The sequence below is a fragment of the Microcoleus pseudofavosus SVA1_A4 genome, from assembly GCF_036700565.1.
GTDB lineage: Bacteria > Cyanobacteriota > Cyanobacteriia > Cyanobacteriales > Microcoleaceae > Microcoleus.
The window spans coordinates 63,536-83,396 of sequence record NZ_JAUBPE010000015.1; the positions used below are offsets into that span (position 1 = coordinate 63,536).

The 19,861-nt window shown below is 44.4% G+C and carries 4 protein-coding genes; all 4 read left to right on the forward strand.

From position 1 onward, the window contains the following. Nucleotides 1-41: 41 nt before the first annotated feature. The 4 genes from QUA02_RS09125 to QUA02_RS09145 all read left to right on the forward strand — a co-directional run bounded on the left by QUA02_RS09125 (nt 42) and on the right by QUA02_RS09145 (nt 19,837). On the forward strand, nt 42-5,915 hold the full coding sequence (locus QUA02_RS09125; protein WP_333026835.1) for a trifunctional serine/threonine-protein kinase/ATP-binding protein/sensor histidine kinase: 5,874 nt from the start codon (nt 42-44) through the stop codon (nt 5,913-5,915). Nucleotides 5,916-5,932: 17 nt separating this feature from the next. Beyond that, nucleotides 5,933-6,070, forward strand: coding sequence for a hypothetical protein (locus QUA02_RS09130; RefSeq protein ID WP_333026836.1), 138 nt, complete (start codon nt 5,933-5,935; stop codon nt 6,068-6,070). A gap of 40 nt (nt 6,071-6,110) precedes the next feature. After that, entirely contained in the window at nt 6,111-13,910 is a 7,800-nt protein-coding gene (locus tag QUA02_RS09135; protein WP_445305156.1) for a PAS domain S-box protein, read from the forward strand. Nucleotides 13,911-13,987: 77 nt separating this feature from the next. Further along, nucleotides 13,988-19,837: a trifunctional serine/threonine-protein kinase/ATP-binding protein/sensor histidine kinase gene (locus QUA02_RS09145; protein ID WP_333026837.1), complete on the forward strand. Its 5,850-nt coding sequence runs from the start codon at nt 13,988-13,990 to the stop codon at nt 19,835-19,837. Nucleotides 19,838-19,861: the final 24 nt, after the last annotated feature.

Consider the following 19,861-nt stretch of genomic DNA (forward strand, 5'->3'; position numbering starts at 1 on the left):
TTAACCGCTCGCTCACCATCAAGTCTCAAATAACAACAACCATGAATAACTCTAATCAAAACAGAAACCAAAACACAAGCATTCAAATTCCCAACTATCAAATTATCTCCACAGTTTATTCAGGAAGTCGCACCTTAGTATATCGGGCAATCCGTACTTCAGACCAATTACCAGTTGTCATCAAACTGCTGAAAAACGACTATCCCACCTTTAGCGAACTGGTGCAGTTTCGCAATCAATACACCATTACCAAAAACCTTAATTCACCTAGTATCGTCCAAACCTACAGCCTGGAACCCTATAAAAATGGCTATGCGCTGGTAATGGAAGACTTTGGCGGGGTTTCTGTTCACGAATGGGCGATTAAAGGGAAGAACGCACTATCTTTGAGAGAGTTTTTGTCAATCGCGATATCCCTCTGCAATACCTTAGATATATTGTATCGTCAGCGCATCATCCACAAAGACATTAAACCCAGCAATATCTTAATTAATCCTGAAACCAAACAAGTCAAATTAATCGACTTCAGCATTGCATCCTTGTTACCGCGAGAAACCCAAACACTAATCAATCCCAATGTATTAGAAGGAACACTAGCTTATATTTCCCCAGAACAAACAGGCCGAATGAATCGGGGGATTGACTATCGGACTGATTTTTATTCTTTAGGTGTCACTTTCTACGAATTACTGACAGAAAAATTGCCTTTTGAATCCCACGATCCAATGGAGTTAGTACATTCTCATATTGCCAAAGCCTCGCCTTTAGTACATGAAATCACTGATAAAATTCCCTTTGTACTATCAGAAATAGTCACAAAACTGATGGCAAAAAATGCCGAATCCAGATATCAGAGTGCGTTGGGAATCAAGTTTGATTTAGAAAATTGTTTAACTCAGTTACAAGTTACGGGTTCAATTGAGAGCTTTGAAATTGCACAGAGGGATGTATGCGATCGCTTTATTATCCCCGATCGACTCTACGGACGAGAAACCGAAGCAGCAACTTTACTGCAAGCATTTGAGCGAGTCAGTAGTGGCGCAACAGAAATGATTCTCGTTGCAGGGTTTTCAGGGATTGGCAAAACCGCCGTCGTCAACGAAGTTCATAAACCCATTGTGCGGCAACGCGGCTACTTCATCAAAGGCAAATACGACCAGTTCAACCGCAACATTCCCTTGAGTGCCTTTGTCCAAGCTTTTCGCGACTTGATGGCACAACTATTGAGTGAAAGCGATACTCAGCTAACGCATTGGAAAGAGAAAATCTTGTCTGCTTTAGGTGAAAATGGGCAAGTTTTAATTGAAGTAATACCCGAACTCGAACAGATTATCGGCAAACAGCCAGCAGCCCCAGAACTCGGTGGTAGTGCTGCTTTAAACCGCTTCAACTTGTTATTTAGCAAGTTCATAGCCCTGTTCGCTACAGCCGAGCATCCTTTGATAATGTTTCTCGATGACTTGCAGTGGGCAGATTCAGCTTCACTGAGCTTGATGCAGGTGTTGATGAGTCAAAGCGATATGGGCTATCTGCTAACGATCGGGGCATACCGAGATAACGAAGTCTTTCCGGCACATCCCTTAATGCTGACATTAGAGGAGATGAAGAAAGACTCAGCAACCATCAGCACTCTAACTCTAAATCCTTTGAGTCAATCTCATATTAATGATTTGGTTGCCGACACCCTCAGTTGTACAAAAGTTATAGCGCAACCCTTGAGTGAGTTAGTGTATCAAAAAACCCAAGGCAACCCCTTCTTTGCTACTCAATTTCTCAAAGCTTTGCATCAGGATGGCTACATTGCATATAACTTCACTGTAGGACATTGGCAGTGCGATATTGCAGCAGTGAAATTGCTCTCGCTTACTGATGATGTAGTCGAGTTTATGGCAATGCAATTGCAAAAGTTGCCCGATGCCACCCAAAATGTCCTCAAACTTGCAGCCTGTATTGGCGCTCAATTTGATTTAGAGACATTGACTATAGTTTCAGAACAATCGCTAACCGATGCCGCAACAGCATTGTGGAGAGCTTTGCAAGAAGGCTTGATTTTGCCCACGAGTCAGATTTACAAGTTTTTTCAGGGTACACAACAGTCTGACTCAGAGGAAACCGTTAATCCAAGCTACCGTTTCCTGCACGATCGCGTTCAACAAGCCGCCTATTCGCTGATTCCTGATGACAACAAACAAGCAACGCACCTGCAAATTGGACAGCTACTTCAGCAAAAGCTCTCGGTTTCAGAGCAAGCAGAAAAGCTGTTTGATATTGTCGGGCATTTGAATTTAGGCATGGAGTTAATCGCGCAACCGCAGGAACGGCAAACTCTAGCACAACTGAACTTGAAAGCGGGAACTAAGGCTAGAAGCGCGACCGCCTATGCTGCTGCAAGGGTTTATTTGCAAAACGGGCTGGAGTTACTTCCGCCAGACTGCTGGGAAACTCAGTATGAATTGACGCTCAATCTGTATGTAGCCGCCGCCGAAGCCAGTTACTTGAATGGTGACTTTGAGCGCATGGAGCAGCTTGCCTCCGTGGTGTTGCAGCAAGCACTGACGATTCTCGATCGAGTAAAAATCTACGAAATTCAAATTGTGGCATACACGAACCAAAGCCAAATGTTAGAGGCGATCGCGGTGGGAAGAGAAGCACTTGCTCAATTGGGGGTAGATCTGCCAACAGCAGCAGACGAAACCACGACTAGCAGTGCTTTACAAGAGATCGACGAGCAACTCCAAGGCAGAGAGATTGCCGAATTGGTTGAGCTGCCCGTGATGAGCGATCGCACCGCTCAAGCCGCCATGCAACTGTTAAGCCTGTTATCTATGCCCGTGTACGCGACTAAGCCAGAGCTATTGCCAATGTTAAGCGCAAAGATGGTATTGCTGTCGCTGGAGTTTGGCAATACCCCCGCCTCGACAATCGGCTATGTGGTTTATGGCTTGGTGCTGTGTGCGTTTTTAGGGGATGTCGAAACTGGCTACAGATTTGGTCAATTAGCACTCTCGGTGCTGGATCTGTTGAATGCTCAAAGCATGAAGTCCCTCACGTTCGATTTGTTTGGGGGTTTCATTCAACCTCACAAAGAAGCGCTATGGGCAGCCCTACTGACAACCAAAGAGGGCTACAAAGCTGGTATAGAAACAGGCGATTTTCTCTCCAGTAGCTACAACATAATTACTTACGCTTATCTTGCGCTTCTTTCGGGTGTAGAGCTAGAGCTGTTAGACCCGGAATTAGCGGCTTACAGTGCTGCCCTGGATCAGCTCAAACAAGGTCTAGTACGTTCTTTTATTGACATTACGAGGCAAACAATACAGAATTTGCGAGAAACGGTGAGCCAGAGCGATCGCTTAATCGGCACTGCCTATGATGAAACCGTGATGCTGCCACACCACCAGCAGAATAATCAACTCCTCGAAATAGCTATTGTCTACATCTACAAACTGCTACTTGCCTACTGTTTTGGTAATTATCCGGCAGCCCAGGAGTACCTCACCCAATTCAAGTCCTATTGGATGAACCTATCGGGAACGGTTTTTATTCCCGTTTTCCATTTCTATGCGGCGCTAACACACCTGGCAGTCTTCCCCACCCAGCCAGAAGTTGAGCAAGGCGAACTGCTTGCTGCGATCGCCAGCCATCAAACGGCTCTGCATCAATGGGCGCACAATGCCCCAATGAACTATTTGCACAAATGGTATCTGGTAGAAGCAGAGCGATGCCGGGTGTTGGGTGAAAAAGTTGCTGCTACCGAGCATTACGATCGGGCGATCGCCCTGGCGACTGAACACCAGTTCATCCACGAAGCAGCTTTAGCCAATGAACTGGCAGCCAAGTTCTACCTGGAATGGAACAAAGAGCGTATCGCTCAGGAATACATGACAAACGCCTACTACGGCTATGCTCGGTGGGGAGCAAAGGCCAAAGTTGCTGACTTAGAAAAACGCTATCCCCAACTGCTGGCTGCCATATTACAACAAACTCGCACCGCTTTCTCAGTCAACGACACCGTCTTTGCTGTAGGAACCATCACCTCCACCAGTTCTGCCACTTCTAGCAGTAGTGTCTCAGATACCCTAGATTTAGCTGCAATTCTCAAAGCTTCTCAAACTATCTCAGGCGAAATCGAACTCGAAAAACTGCTTTCATCGTTGCTTTCTATCGTTATTGAAAATGCGGGAGCCGATAAGTGCGTGTTAATCCTCTTACGAGACGATCGCCTGTTGATAGAAGGGTCAATTACTGTGGGAACGGAGCCAGTCGTATTGCAACGCCTTCCCATTGAGGACAGTCAGGATATTTCCCTAAAGCTGATTTACAAAGTCTTGCATGACAGGCAAACTGTTGTGCTAATTAATGCAAGTGCCGATCTGACTCTAGCCAATGACCCGTATATCATGCGTCAGCAGCCTCAGAGTATTTTGTGTAGCCCGATTTTGCATCAAGGTAAGTTGCTGGGCATTTTATATCTCGAAAATAATTTAGCGACGGGGGCGTTTACGAGCGATCGCGTCGAACTGCTCAACTTACTTTGTGCTCAAGCTGCGATTTCCCTAGAAAATGCCCGACTTTATGAGCAGTCGCAAACCTATTCCCAACAGCTAGAACAGTCCTTCGCCGAATTGAGTGCGAGTAACTCTCGCTTTGAGAAACTTGTAGATAATGTTCCTGGTGTTGTTTATCAAGCCCGCTCGACTGCCGATGGGGTCAGATATCTAACCTACGTCAGTGCTGAGTGTTACGAATTGTTTGAAATTACGCCAGAGCAAGCGATCACTAATATGCAGTTTGTTATAGAAGCGATCCATCCAGAGGATGCTGCTAGTTACCAAGAGTCCGTTACCGACTCGATCCAAACCCTAACTCCTTTGGAGTGGTCAGGCCGAATTGTGACACCATCGGGAATCCTCAAGTGGATTCACATCGCAACTCGAATCCAAAAACTTGCGGATGGAACTCTAGCTTGGGATGGATTATTGTTGGATATTAGCGATCGCAAAATAGCAGAACTTGCCCTACAGCAAAAATCTCTGGATTTACAACAAGCATTGGTTGATGTACAACAAGCACAATTACAAATCGTGCAAAGTGAAAAAATGTCTGCACTGGGTAATTTAGTTGCAGGTGTTGCTCATGAAATGAATAATCCTTTGGGTTTTATAGCTGCTAGTCTCGAACAAACTAAACCGACTGTTGCCGAGCTTGCCGACCACCTCAGACTCTATAAAGAAAGCTTACCTAATCCCAATCAGGAAATTATCGATCATGCCGAACAAATTGACTTGGAGTATAGCTTAGAAGACTTACCCAAGGTAATTGATTCCATGACAATGGCGTGCGCTCGCCTGAAAAACATCAGCACTTCACTCCGCACTTTTTCCCGTGCCGATCGAGATTACAAAGTACCTTTTAATATCCACGAAGGCATCGATAGCACAATTTTAATTCTCAAACATCGCCTGAAAGCGAACGAACAACGTCCGGCGATTGAAGTTGTTACTAACTATGGCAATTTCCCTCAATTTAAGTGTTTTCCAGGTCAACTAAATCAGGTGTTTATGAATATCCTGGCCAATGCTATTGATGCGTTAGATGAATCAAATATCGGTCGCAAGTTTGCAGAAATTAAAGCAAATCCCAACTGCATTACAATTCAAACCTCCTTGGCACATCACCAGGTGAAGATTAGTATTGCTGATAATGGCAAGGGGATGAGTGAATCAGTCAAACACAATATTTTTGACCATTTATTTACTACGAAAACTGTCGGAAAAGGCACGGGGTTAGGATTGGCGATCGCGCGTCAAATTGTCGAAGAAAAACACTCAGGTATTTTAGAAGTAAATTCAGCGTTAGGTCAAGGTGCAGAGTTTGTGATTACAATTCCCATTAAGCCAATAGAATCAAGATAGTTGTGATACAGCAATAGATGACATTTTCCTTGAGTTTGTCGGCAGAGATAGTGCTGGGAAAGGTTGAGATTAGCGGCAATACAGACCTCAAGCCAATAAAGCTAAAAACATTAGTAGCAATTGGGGATGTTTCCCTGTCTGTTGATAAACTATAACTATAAGGTGTAGCCACCCAAATTTTTTGAGGACGGGAAAATGGATATCATCACTCACCTACCTGGGTATCAGATCGCAGAACAAATCTATGCAGGCTCTCGTACCCTCGTTTATCGGGGTGTTCGAGAGAGCGATCGCACTCGTGTCGTCATCAAACTACTGCGAAACGAATACCCGAATTTCAACGAACTTGTCGGGTTTCGCAATCAATATACCATTGCCAAAAATCTTAACTTCCCCAGTATTGTTAAACCTCTGACCCTAGAAGTCTACCACAATAGCTATGCCTTAGTCATGGAGGACTTTGGAGGGATTTCCCTATCTAATTATCTCCATATTGCCAATGATAAAAACCAACCTGCTAAATTTTTATCTTTAACAGACTTTCTCAATCTGGCACTGCAACTAACAAACATTCTCCACTATCTCTACCAAAACCGAGTCATTCACAAAGATATTAAACCCGCTAATATTTTAATCAATCCCGACACTAAACAAATAAAACTAATTGATTTCAGTATTGCATCTCTCCTACCACGAGAAACCCAAGAAATTAAAAATCCGAATGTCTTAGAAGGAACATTAGCCTATCTCTCTCCAGAACAAACCGGACGGATGAATCGAGGCATTGACTATCGCAGTGACTTTTATTCCCTGGGTGTCACCTTTTATGAATTGTTGACAGGAGAATTACCATTTGTTTCTGATGACCCGATGGAAGTGGTGCATTGTCATCTCGCCAAAGAGTCAATACCGATACATCAAATTTATCCAAAAATCCCTATAGTTTTATCGCATATTGTCAGGAAATTGATGGCCAAAAATGCTGAAAATCGCTATCAAAGTGCATTAGGATTAAAACATGATTTAGAAATTTGTTTAGCTCAATTAGAAAAAACTGGTAACATTGAGGTCTTTGATTTAGGACAGGAAGATATTACAGACAGGTTCCTGATACCAGAAAAACTGTACGGTAGAGAAAAAGAAGTCGATCGTCTATTAGCTGCCTTTGAGCGAGTAGCTAACCCCCCTAAATCCCCCCTTGGTAAGGGGGGACTAAGGGGGGTAGAAATGATGCTAGTGGCAGGTTTTTCTGGAATTGGCAAAACCGCAGTCGTGAATGAAGTTCACAAGCCAATTGTCAGACAAAGGGGCTATTTCATCAAAGGCAAATACGACCAGTTCCAGCGCAATATTCCATTCAGCGCATTTGTGCAAGCGTTCCGGGATTTAATGGAGCAATTAATATCAGAATCAGATGCTCAGTTACAAATATGGAAAAGCAAAATTTTGACAGCAGTTGGCGACAATGGACAAGTCTTGATTGATGTAATTCCTGAGTTAGAACGCATCATTAGTAAACAAAGAATAGCACCTGAACTATCAGGAAGTGCCGCCCAAAATCGCTTTAATCTGCTGATGCAGAAATTTGTGCAAGTATTTACGCAAGCCGAACATCCTTTAGTAATGTTTTTAGATGATTTACAGTGGGCAGATTCGGCATCCTTGAAATTGTTGCAACTGTTGATGGAAGATACGGGACATTTATTGGTGTTAGGTGCTTATCGAGATAATGAAGTGTCTCCTACTCATCCATTTATTTTGACGGTGGATGAGATTATTAAATCCGGGGCAACGGTGAATACAATTACTTTGGCTCCTTTGCAAAAAGATGACATTAATCAATTGATTTCAGATACTCTTAGTTGCAGATCAAAGATTGCCCAACCTCTGAAAAAACTGGTGTATCAAAAAACTCAAGGTAATCCCTTTTTTGCTACGCAATTCCTGAAGGCTTTACATGACGATGGGCTGATTACTTTTGACCCCTCTGTGTCCCCCACCCCCCTTTCATCCCCCCTTACCAAGGCGGGACAGACGGGGGTACAAGGGGGGTGGCAGTGCGATCTTGCTCAAGTCAAAGCCTTAGCAATTACTGATGATGTGGTAGAGTTTATGGCACTGCAATTGCAGAAAATGCCGTTTCCTACTCAGGAAATGCTTAAATTAGCCGCTTGTATTGGGTCGCAGTTTGATTTAGCTACTTTGGCAATCATCAGTGAAAAGTCGGCGGAAGTTGCTGCTACTGCTTTATGGAAATCTTTGCAAGAAGGTTTGATTATTCCGACTACGGAAGCTTATAAGTTCTTTACTCAATCTGATAATGAGTCGGTTTCTAGTGCAGCGGCTAATCCGACTTATCGGTTTTTGCACGATCGCGTCCAGCAAGCTGCCTATTCTCTGATTCCGAACGATCGCAAGCAAGCAACACATCTACAGATCGGTCAACTACTTTTAAGAAATACTGTTTTGGCAGATCGTGAGGAAATCTTATTCGAGATTGCCAATCAACTAAATCGCGGTCGCTACTTATTAAACGATCCAGAAGAACAGGAAAGATTGAGCCAATTAAACTTATTGGCAGGACGAAAAGCTAAAACTTCAACGGCATATACTGTTGCCTGTGAGTATATAACTACTGGCATGGAATTATTGAGAGAAGACTGTTGGAATATTCAATATGAATTATGCTTTGCGCTCCACAAAGAACGGGTTGAAATTGAATATTTGAATGGCAATATTGAAGCATCACAAATCTGGATCGATCGCACTCTAGAACAGGCAAGAACTCCCCTAGAAAAGGCAGAAATTTACAACTTAGCCATTATTCAATATACCCTACGATCTGAGTATCCAGAAGCTATTGCTGCGGGGATTAAAGCTTTATCCTTGTTCGGTATTGATATTAGCGATGAGGATTTTGAGGTGGTACGCGATCGCGAAATTGCGACTGCTCAAGCCATCTTAGAAAGCCGAGGGATTGCTTCTCTCAGTGATTTACCCATGATGACCGATCCTGAGAAAAAAATGGCTGCAAAGTTAGCTATTGCTATGGGCCCGCCCACCTATCGATCGCATCAGCGTCTGTGGTCAGTCATTTGTGCCAAGGCTGTTAATTTGTGTTTGCAGTATGGTAATACGCCTGAAATAGGCTATATTTACCCAGCCTACGGTGGCTTACGCGGTTATGCTTTAAATAACTATCAAAATACAGGTGAGTTAATCGATTTAACGCTGCAATTAATGCCCAAGTTTAATAATAGTTCGGCTGAAAGTGTAGCCTATTTAATGATTGGTAGTTCTCTCCGTCATTGGTCTCACCCTCTTAAGGTAGCCAGCCAAGATTACCAAAATTCCTATCAAATTGGTTGGGAATCAAGCAATTTACAATATGCTGCTTATGCTTTTGGACACAATATGTACTGTCGTTTTTACCAGGGAGTAGAACTGAAGCAATTAGAGGCAGAAATTAATCAATCGCTGGCTTTTAGTCAACAGCAAAAAAATCAATGGTCTATCGATCTACTAACTGGTGGTCAAATGCTTGTAGCCAAGTTGAGAGGAACAAAAACTTGGTCGGAAACTATAGAATATGAGTATCTCGAACGCTGCCGAAAACACAAAAACTGGCAAGTTATCTGTATTTATACTATTCTTAAAAGCCAAATCCTCTACCTCTGCGATTGCCCAGAGTCAGCTTTAGAATCTGCCGAGAAAGCTGAAGCTGAGATTGTTAATGTTGCTCCCCAAGGCTTACTTCCCTATGCCAGACATCGCTTTATCTATGCTCTATTGTTATGCCAAAGTTACGATCGAATACCACAGGCAAAACAATCCGATCTGTGGCAAAAGTTGATAGAGTATAAACAGCAATTAGCTGTTTGGGCGCAAAACTGCTCGGAGAATTTTAGCGCTGCCTCCGAGCTAATTTCAGCAGAAATGGCGCGTATTTCTGGAGATAAATTATCGGCAATTGAACTGTACGATCGCGCCATAGCAGCCGCCAGTCAAAACGCCTTGATACAAGAAGAAGCTCTCGCCAACGAACTTGCAGCTAAATTTTACTTGGAATGGAACAAAGAAAAAGTAGCTCAAGCCTACATGATTGAGGCATATTATTGTTATTCCCGATGGGGAGCAAAAACTAAAATAGAGGATCTAGAAAAACGCTATCCTAAATTACTCAGTCCGATTAAAAATGAAGCTAGATATTCTAGTACATTTAACGATACTATTACGCGGGGTGAAATTAGTTTCAACCGCTCTTCTAGAAGCGTCTCGGAAGCTCTAGATTTGGCTACTATACTGAAAGCTTCTCAAGCTATTTCTGGGGAAATTGAACTGGATAAACTTTTAGCTAGTGTCCTAAAAATAGCTAGTGTGAATGCTGGTGCAACTAAGTGTGTCTTGCTGCTTAAACAAGAGATTGAGTTACGGGTAGCAGCTCTTATGGAAGAGGGACAAGAACCACAGATATTATCATCAATGCCTTTAGCATTAAGTCAGGATGTGGCGTTTAGTTTGGTGAATGCTGTTAAGCATAGTTTGGAAGCTATGGTACTTGTTGATGCTAGGTTAAATCCTCAGTTCGCAAGCGATCCTTATATCGAACAGTACCAGCCTAAAAGTATTCTTTGTAGTCCAATTATTAATCAAGGACTGTTAATTGGCATTTTATATTTAGAAAATAATCTGACCGTTGGGGCGTTTACGAGCGATCGCGTCGAACTGCTCAATTTACTCTGCACTCAAGCCGCAATTTCCTTGGAAAATGCCCGACTTTATGAGCGATCGCAACAAACTCTAACTGCACTGCGTGCCAGCGAAGCCCGCTTTCAGAAGCTGACGGATAATTTGCCTGGGATAATTTATCAGATCCGCCTCGCTCCCGATGGTTCTGTTTCAATTCCCTACGTTAGTCCAGGCTGTGCCGATCTCTATGAAGTGCCACCAGAAGAGTTCTTGACAGGAATCAAAGACTTTCGGATGTTGGAGCATCCCGACGATCGCCCAGCCATGACCCAGGCGTTCGTCCATTCTGCCCAGACTCTCATGCCATTTGAGCAGGAATGGCGGATTATTACGACCTCTGGCACTGTGAAATGGGTGCAGGCAGCATCACGACCAGAACGGCAAGCCGACGGTTCGATTATCTGGGATGGCGTGATGATCGATATTAGCGATCGCAAACTTGCCGAGAAATCTCTCAGACTCACTCAGTTTGCCGTCGATCGTTCCAGCGTCCCGATCTGGTGGATTAAACCGAGCGGACAGGTTGCTTATGTTAATGATGCCGCCTGTCGCGATCTCGGCTATTCCCGAACCGAGATTTTGCAAAAATGTGTTGGAGACTTTAACCCAGATCTTTCCTCAGAGTTTTGGGAAAAACATTGGCAGGAGCTTAAGGAACAGGGTTCATTTGTCTTTGAAACTTACAATGTTAACCAATCAGGGCATCGCTATCCGGTTGAAGTAACGGTTAATTACCTTGAACTGGACGGCGAAGAGTACAACTGTGCGTTTGTGCAAAATATTACCGATCGCAAGCGCATGGAAGCTGAACGTCAACAAGCTGAAACTGCCCTACGCCTGAGTGAGCAGAGGTATCGTCACTCGATCGAGGTCACGTCTCAAATTGTTTGGGTGACAGACAACGATGGGCAGTTTGTTGACATACCAAGTTGGAGAGCCTATTCAGGGCAAAGCGTTGAGGAAATTAGGGGCTTTGGGTGGGTAGATTCGCTTCATCCAGACGATCGAGAGCGCACCCTCCAGGTTTGGAATCATGCAGTGCAAACCAAAAGCTGGTACAAAACCGAATTCCGCATTCGGGCAGCCGATGGCAGCTACCGTTACTTCGATGTAAAGGGTGTACCAATTCTGGCAGAAGACGGCAGCATTCGGGAATGGATTGGTGCTTGCAGCGACATTGACGATCGCAAACAGGCTGAAGCCGCACTCTACGCATCCCAACAACGCTTGTCGTTGCTCATCCAACAAACGCCGATGGCGGTAATCGAGTGGAGTCCTGATTTTCTGGTTCAATCCTGGAACCCAGCGGCTGAAGAGATTTTTGGTTACACAGCAGCGGAAGTGATGGGGCGTTCAGTCGATTTTTTGATCGCGGATGAAACCGTCAGACTTCATGTTGCTCAGATTGTGGCAGATATCTTAGCTCAAACAGGTGGCAACCGCAGCACCAATGAAAATATTACAAAAGCAGGCGAGATTATCTTCTGTGATTGGTACAACAATCCTCTAATCAATGAAGATGGAGATTTAATTGGTATTACCACGATCGCGATCGATATCACCGAGCTCAAACAAGCCGAAGAACAACTGCAAGCATCCCAACAATTATTGGAACTGGTGCTCAATACCATTCCCCATAAGGTGTTCTGGAAAAACTGCAATCTGATCTATCAAGGCAGTAACCGCGCTTTTGCTGAGGCTGTAGGGTTGAGTTCATCCACAGAAATCGTCGGTAAGTCAGATTATGACCTGTCTTGGACTACTGAAGAATCAGACTGGTTCCGCCAGTGCGATCGACGGGTGATAGAATCAAATCTGCCCGAACTCGGTATTGTCGAAACGACGCTACAAGCCGATGGCACAACAGTTTGGATCGAGACTAGCAAGCTACCCCTACACGATGCAACCGGAACAGTCATTGGTGTGTTGGGAATTTACCAGGATATTAGCGATCGCAAACAGGCAGAAATCGCACTTCAAGAGAAAGAACAGTTTCTCCGCAGCATCTACGACGGAGCCGAAATTGTCATCTTTGTGCTGGATGTGTTAGAAGACGGCAGCTTCCGCTATGCCGGATGGAATGCGGCTTCACAGAGAGCCACCGGGATTAGCGGGGCTGATATTGTGGGGAAAACACCCACTGAAGTGTTTGGAGCAGTACAGGGCAACAATATACAACAACGGTTTGCCGAGTGCGCCAGCACGGGAATGTCTTTTCATTCTGAGGATTGCCTCATTTTTGATGGGCAGGAAACCTGGTGGTTTGCCACCATCAACCCCATCAAGAATGCACGGGGACAGGTTTATCGAATTATTGGCACAACCTTTGATATTAGCGATCGCAAACAAGCTGAACTTGCCTTGCAGCAAAAATCCCAAGCATTGGAAAACACATTAAAAGATCTGCAACACGCTCAGTTACAACTTGTGCAAAGTGAAAAAATGTCTGCACTGGGTAACTTAGTTGCTGGTGTCGCCCATGAAATGAATAATCCTCTCGGTTTTATTTCTGCAAGTCTCGAACAAGCTAAACCTACTGTTGCCGAGCTGATTGAACACTTAAAACTCTATCAAGCAACTCTCCCCAATCCGAATGATGAAATTCTCGATCATGCGGAAAGAATTGACTTAGATTATACCTTAGAAGACTTACCTAAAGTTATTAATTCAATGGATATGGCGTGCGATCGCCTCCGCAATATCAGCACTTCACTCCGCACTTTCTCCCGTGCCGATCGAGACTATAAAGTGCCATTTAATATCCATGAAGGCATAGATAGCACAATTTTAATTCTCAAACATCGCCTGAAAGCTAATGAAAACCGTCCGGCTATTGAAGTGATAACGGAGTATGGAGATTTACCGAAAGTTGAGTGTTTTCCTGGTCAAGTAAATCAGGTATTTATGAACGTTATCGCTAATGCAATCGATGTTTTCGATGAGTCGAATATCCAGCGAACTTTTGCAGAAATTAAGGCTAATCCAAATCAGATTACAATTAAAACTTTATTGGCAGATAACCAGGTGAAGATTAGTATTGCGGATAATGGAAAGGGGATGACTGAATCAGTTAAACAAAAAATATTTGACCATTTATTTACGACGAAAGCAGTAGGGAAAGGGACGGGATTGGGATTGGCGATCGCCCGTCAAATTATCGTCGAAAAACATGGCGGTTCCCTGAACGTTAACTCTATACTAGGAGAAGGAACAGAATTTATTATCACCTTACCCACTAAAGCCTAAAAAAAAGTTAATTTTTTTCTCTTTTTCAGGCCCATTTAACCGCTCGCTCGCCCATCAAGTCTCAAATAACAACAACCATGAATAACTCTAAACAAAACAGCAACCAAAGCACAAGCATTCAAATTCTCAACTATCAAATTATCCAAACAGTTTATTCAGGAAGTCGCACCTTAGTATATGGGGCCATCCGTACTTCAGACCAATTACCAGTTGTCATCAAACTGCTCAAAAATGACTATCCCACCTTCAGCGAACTGGTGCAGTTTCGCAATCAGTACACCATTGCTAAAAATCTCAACTCACCCTTAATTATCCAAACTTATAGCCTGGAACCCTATCAGAATGGTTATGCGTTAGTAATGGAAGACTTTGGGGGGATTTCTCTTCAGGAATGGGGAGTGAAAAGAAAAAATCTACCCTCTTTGAGAGAATTTTTAGAAATCGCGATCGCACTGTGCAATACCTTAGATATATTGTATCGCGAGCGCATCATTCACAAAGACATCAAACCCAGCAATATCTTAATTAATCCCGCAACTAAACAAGTCAAATTAATTGACTTTAGTATCGCCTCCTTGCTACCGCGAGAAACGCAAACTTTGATAAATCCCAATATTTTAGAAGGGACACTGGCTTATATTTCCCCAGAACAAACTGGGCGGATGAATCGGGGGATTGACTATCGGACTGATTTTTATTCTTTAGGTGTCACTTTCTACGAATTACTCACCGGGAAATTACCTTTTGAATCCAAAGATCCAATGGAATTAGTACATTCTCATATTGCAAAAGCCTCGCCGTTAGTGCATGAAATTAATTCGGAAATTCCATCTGTACTATCAAAAATTGTCGGCAAATTGATGGCAAAAAATGCCGAAGACAGATATCAAAGTGCTTTGGGATTGAAGTTTGATTTAGAAAAATGTTTAACTCAGCTACAAGAAACTGGTGATATTCAAGATTTTGTGATTGGAGAACGGGATGTGTGCGATCGCTTCATCATCCCCGATCGACTCTACGGACGAGAAACCGAAGCAGCAACTTTACTGCAAGCATTTGAGCGAGTCAGTAGTGGCGCAACAGAAATGATGCTCGTTGCAGGCTTTTCAGGGATTGGCAAAACCGCCGTCGTCAACGAAGTTCATAAACCCATTGTGCGGCAACGCGGCTACTTCATCAAAGGTAAATACGACCAGTTCAACCGCAACATTCCTTTGAGTGCTTTTGTCCAGGCTTTTCGTGACTTGATGTCACAACTATTGAGTGAAAGCGATACTCAACTGTTGCAGTGGAAAGAGAAAATCTTGTCTGCTTTAGGTGAAAATGGGCAAGTTTTAATAGATGTCATTCCCGAACTCGAACAGATTATCGGCAAACAGCCAGCCGCCGCAGAACTCGCTGGTAGTGCAGCTTTAAACCGCTTCAACTTGTTATTTGGCAAATTCATAGCCCTGTTCGCTACAGCCGAGCATCCTTTGGTAATGTTTCTCGATGACTTGCAGTGGGCAGATTCAGCTTCACTGAGCTTGATGCAGGTGTTGATGAGTCAAAGCGAGATGGGCTATCTGCTAACGATTGGGGCATACCGAGATAACGAAGTCTTTCCGGCACATCCCTTAATGCTGACATTAGAGGAGATGAAGAAAGACTCAGCGATCGTCAGCACTCTAACTCTAAATCCTTTGAGTCAATCTCATATTAATGATTTGGTTGCCGACACCCTCAGTTGTACAAAAGTTATAGCGCAACCCTTGAGTGAGTTAGTGTATCAAAAAACCCAAGGCAACCCCTTCTTTGCTACCCAATTTCTCAAAGCTTTGCATCAGGATGGCTACATTGCATATAACTTCACTGTAGGACATTGGCAGTGCGATATTGCAGCAGTGAAATTGCTCTCGCTTACTGATGATGTAGTCGAGTTTATGGCAATGCAATTGCAAAAGTTGCCCGATGCCACCCAAAATGTCCTCAAACTTGCTGCCTGTATTGGCGCTCAATTTGATTTAGAGACATTGGCTATAGTTTCAGAATTTTCTTCAACCGATGCCGCAACAGCATTGTGGAGAGCCTTGCAGGAAGGCTTGATTTTGCCCACGAGTCAGATTTACAAGTTTTTTCAGGGTACACAACAGTTTGACTCAGAGGATACCGTTAATCCAAGCTACCGTTTCCTGCACGATCGCGTTCAACAAGCAGCATATTCGCTGATTCCTGACGACAACAAACAAGCAACCCACCTGCAAATTGGACAGCTACTTCAGCAAAAGCTCTCGGTTTCAGAGCAAGCAGAAAAGCTGTTTGATATTGTCGGACACCTGAACCGGGGACGAGCATTACTCACACAACCGAGCGAGCAAGAAGCGCTAGCACAACTGAATTTGAAAGCGGGAACGAAAGCCAGAAGTGCTACCGCCTATGCTGCTGCAAGGGTTTATCTGCAAACTGGGATAGAGTTACTCCAGCCAGACTGTTGGCAAAATCAGTACGAACTGACGCTAAATCTCTATGTAGCCGCCGCCGAAGCCAGTTACTTGAATGGTGACTTTGAGGGTATGGAGCAGCTTGCCTCCGTGGTGTTGCAGCAGGCACAGACGATTTTCGACAAAGTGAAAATCTACGAAATTCAAATCGCATCGCACCAGGCTGGCAGTCGGATGTTAGAGGGGATCGCCGTGGGCAAAGAGGCGCTTGCTCAATTGGGAGTGGAATTTCCGACGGACGTAAACCAAGCCACGATTGGCCAAGCACTCCAAACTCTGAACCAGCAACTCCAGGGCAGAGAGATTGCCGAGTTGATTGACTTGCCCGTGATGAGCGATCGCACTGCCCAGTCCGCCATGCAAATATTAAGGGTGTTATTCGGGCCCGTGTTCTTTGGAATGCCAGGGTTGCTTCCCTTGTTGAGCGCGACGATGGTGAGGTTGTCGCTCCAGTTTGGCAATGCACCTGCCGCGACGATAGGATATGGGGTTCATGGTCTGGTGCTGTGTGCGTTTCTGGGCGAAGTCAAAACCGGCTACGGGTTTGGTCGATTAGCTCTCTCGTTGTTGGAACGGTTGAATGCTCAGAGCATGAAGTCCCTCACTTTAAACGTGTTTGGAACGTTCATCCAACATCGCCAGGAAGCACTAAGGGCAACGATGCCGACGCTGAAAGATGGCTACACGGCTGGCATGGAAACAGGGGATATTCTCTCTGCGGCTTTTAACATTGTATGTTACGCGGGAACGGCATTTTTCGCAGGCGTAGAACTGGACACTTTGGAAACCGAATTCGCTGCTTACACTGCTGCCCTGGCTCAGGCAAAACAAGATTCGGCGCATAATCATTTGAGCGCACTGCGGCAAATAGCGAACCATTTAAGAGAACCAGTCAGCCAACCCGATCGCTTAATTGGCACTGCCTACGATGAAAGGGTGATGCTGCCGCAGCACCAGCAGGATAACGATCTGAGCCTGATCGCCGTTGCCTACACCTACAAGCTGCTGCTTGCCTACTGTTTTGGTAATTATCAGGCTGCCCTTGACAACATCACCCAGGTCAAGCTCTATTTGATAGCAATATCGGGAATAGTTCATTTCCCCATTTTCCATTTGTATGCTGCGCTCACCCTGCTGGCACTTTTCCCGAATCAACCCGAAGCCCAACAAGCCCAAATGCTCGCCGAAGCCGCAACCCATCAAACGATTTTGCACCAGTGGGCGCAAAATGCTCCGATGAATCACTTGCATAAATGGTATTTAGTGGAGGCTGAAAAGCATCGGGTTTTGGGTGAAAAAGTCGCAGCGACTGAGTGTTATGACCAAGCCATTGCTCTGGCTAAAAAACATCACTTTATCAACGAAGAAGCCTTAGCTAACGAACTTGCCGCCAAGTTTTACCTCGACTGGGGCAAAGAACGAATAGCTACGGAATACATGATCCAAGCCTACTATTGTTATGCCCATTGGGGTGCAAAAGCCAAAGTCGCCGACTTGGAAAAACGCTATCCCCAACTGCTGGCTCCCATATTACAGCAAACTCGCTCTGCCCTCTCGGTCAACGAAACCCTCTTTGCCGTAGGAACCCTCACCTCCACCAGTTCCTCTTCCAGTGTCTGTGATTCCCTCGACCTCGCTGCCATCCTCAAAGCTTCCCAAGCTATCTCAGGCAATATCGAACTGGAAAAACTGCTTTCATCGTTGCTTTCGCTTGTCATCGAAAATGCGGGGGCTGATAAATGCGTGTTAATGCTGTTACGAGACGATCGCCTGCTGATTAAAGGGTCAATTACTGTGGGAACGGAGCCAGTCGTATTGCAACGCCTTCCCATTGAGGACAGTCAGGATATTCCCTTAAAGCTAATTTACAAAGTCAAGCATAACAGGCAGACTGTTGTGCTGCTTGATGCGACGGCAGATCCTACTTTAGCTAATGACCCGTATATCATGCGTCAGCAGCCGAAGAGTATCTTGTGCAGCCCTATTTTACATCAAGGTAATTTGCTGGGCATTTTATATCTGGAGAATAATTTAGCGACGGGGGCGTTCACGAGCGATCGCGTCCAACTACTGAATTTACTCTGCGCCCAAGCCGCAATTTCTCTAGAAAATGCCCGACTTTATGAGCGATCGCTAGAAAATGCCCAACAACTGGAGCGATCACTTGATGAGTTGAGTGTGGTTCAGTCTCGCTTTCATCACCTAGTAGATAATGTGCCTGGGGTAGTTTATCAATACCGCATGACTCCTGAGCAAGTAATATCTCTGAGCTACATTAGTGCCGACTGTTACAACTTGCTGGAAATTACCCCAGAGCAAGCCATGTCCAATTGGCAGTTTTTCACTAATATGGTGCATCCAGATGACATGGCAAGTTTTCTACAGTCCCAAACTCACACCATTCAAGCCCGATCTCCCTGGCAGTGGGAAGGGCGAATTGTCACCCCATCAGGAATTATTAAGTGGATTCACGGGGAATCACGAATCGAACAGCTTGCCGATGGATCTATGGTTTGGGATGGATTATTTTTGGATATTAGCGATCGCAAACGTGCCGAAGCCGCCACCATCCAAAAATCTCAAGAATTAGAGCAAGCCTTACATGACTTGCAACAAACCCAATTGCAAATGATTCAAAGCGAAAAGATGTCAGCTTTGGGGAATTTAGTTGCTGGTGTTGCTCATGAAATTAATAACCCCGTCGGCTTCCTAACTGGCAATTTGAATGAAGCTAAATCCACCGTTCAAGACTTAGTAGAGCATCTCAATCTCTATCGATCTCGCGCCCCGGAAACAGAGCTTGCCGACCATGCAGAAGATATCGATTTAGACTATATTATCGAAGACCTGCCCAAAATGATTGACTCGATGCAACTGGGATGCGATCGCATCAAAGATATCAGCACTTCACTCCGCACCTTTTCTCGATCTGACAAAGACTACAAAGTGCCTTTTAACATCCACTCTGGCATAGACAGCACGATCTTAATTCTCAAATATCGATTGAAAGCCAACGATGAGCGACCCGCCATTGAAGTAGTCAAAGACTACGGGAATATTCCTGAAATTGAATGCTTCCCCGGACAGCTTAACCAGGTATTTATGAACATTCTGGCGAATGCGATCGATGCCTTAGATGAGTCAAATCTTGGGCGGAGTTTTGCTGAAGTCAAAGCAAATCCCAACAGAATTACAATTACAACTTCAGTCGAACATAATCTAGTTAAAATTACCATTGCTGATAATGGTAAAGGAATGACTGAATCAGTCAAACAAAAAATATTCGATCATTTATTTACAACAAAATCGGTGGGAAAAGGGACGGGATTAGGATTGGCGATCGCGCGTCAAATTGTTGAGGGAAAACATGGCGGTTCCCTGAACGTTAACTCTATACTAGGAGAAGGAACAGAATTTATCATCACCTTACCCATCAAGGCGGCATAAACAAATTAATTCTTCCCTCTTCTT

Bases quoted from the DNA above. Each gene is read 5' to 3' on its own strand.
- QUA02_RS09125 (WP_333026835.1), top strand. From the start codon at position 42: ATGAATAACTCTAATCAAAACAGAAACCAAAACACAAGCATTCAAATT.
- QUA02_RS09130 (WP_333026836.1), top strand. From the start codon at position 5,933: ATGACATTTTCCTTGAGTTTGTCGGCAGAGATAGTGCTGGGAAAGGTT.
- QUA02_RS09135 (WP_445305156.1), top strand. From the start codon at position 6,111: ATGGATATCATCACTCACCTACCTGGGTATCAGATCGCAGAACAAATC.
- QUA02_RS09145 (WP_333026837.1), top strand. From the start codon at position 13,988: ATGAATAACTCTAAACAAAACAGCAACCAAAGCACAAGCATTCAAATT.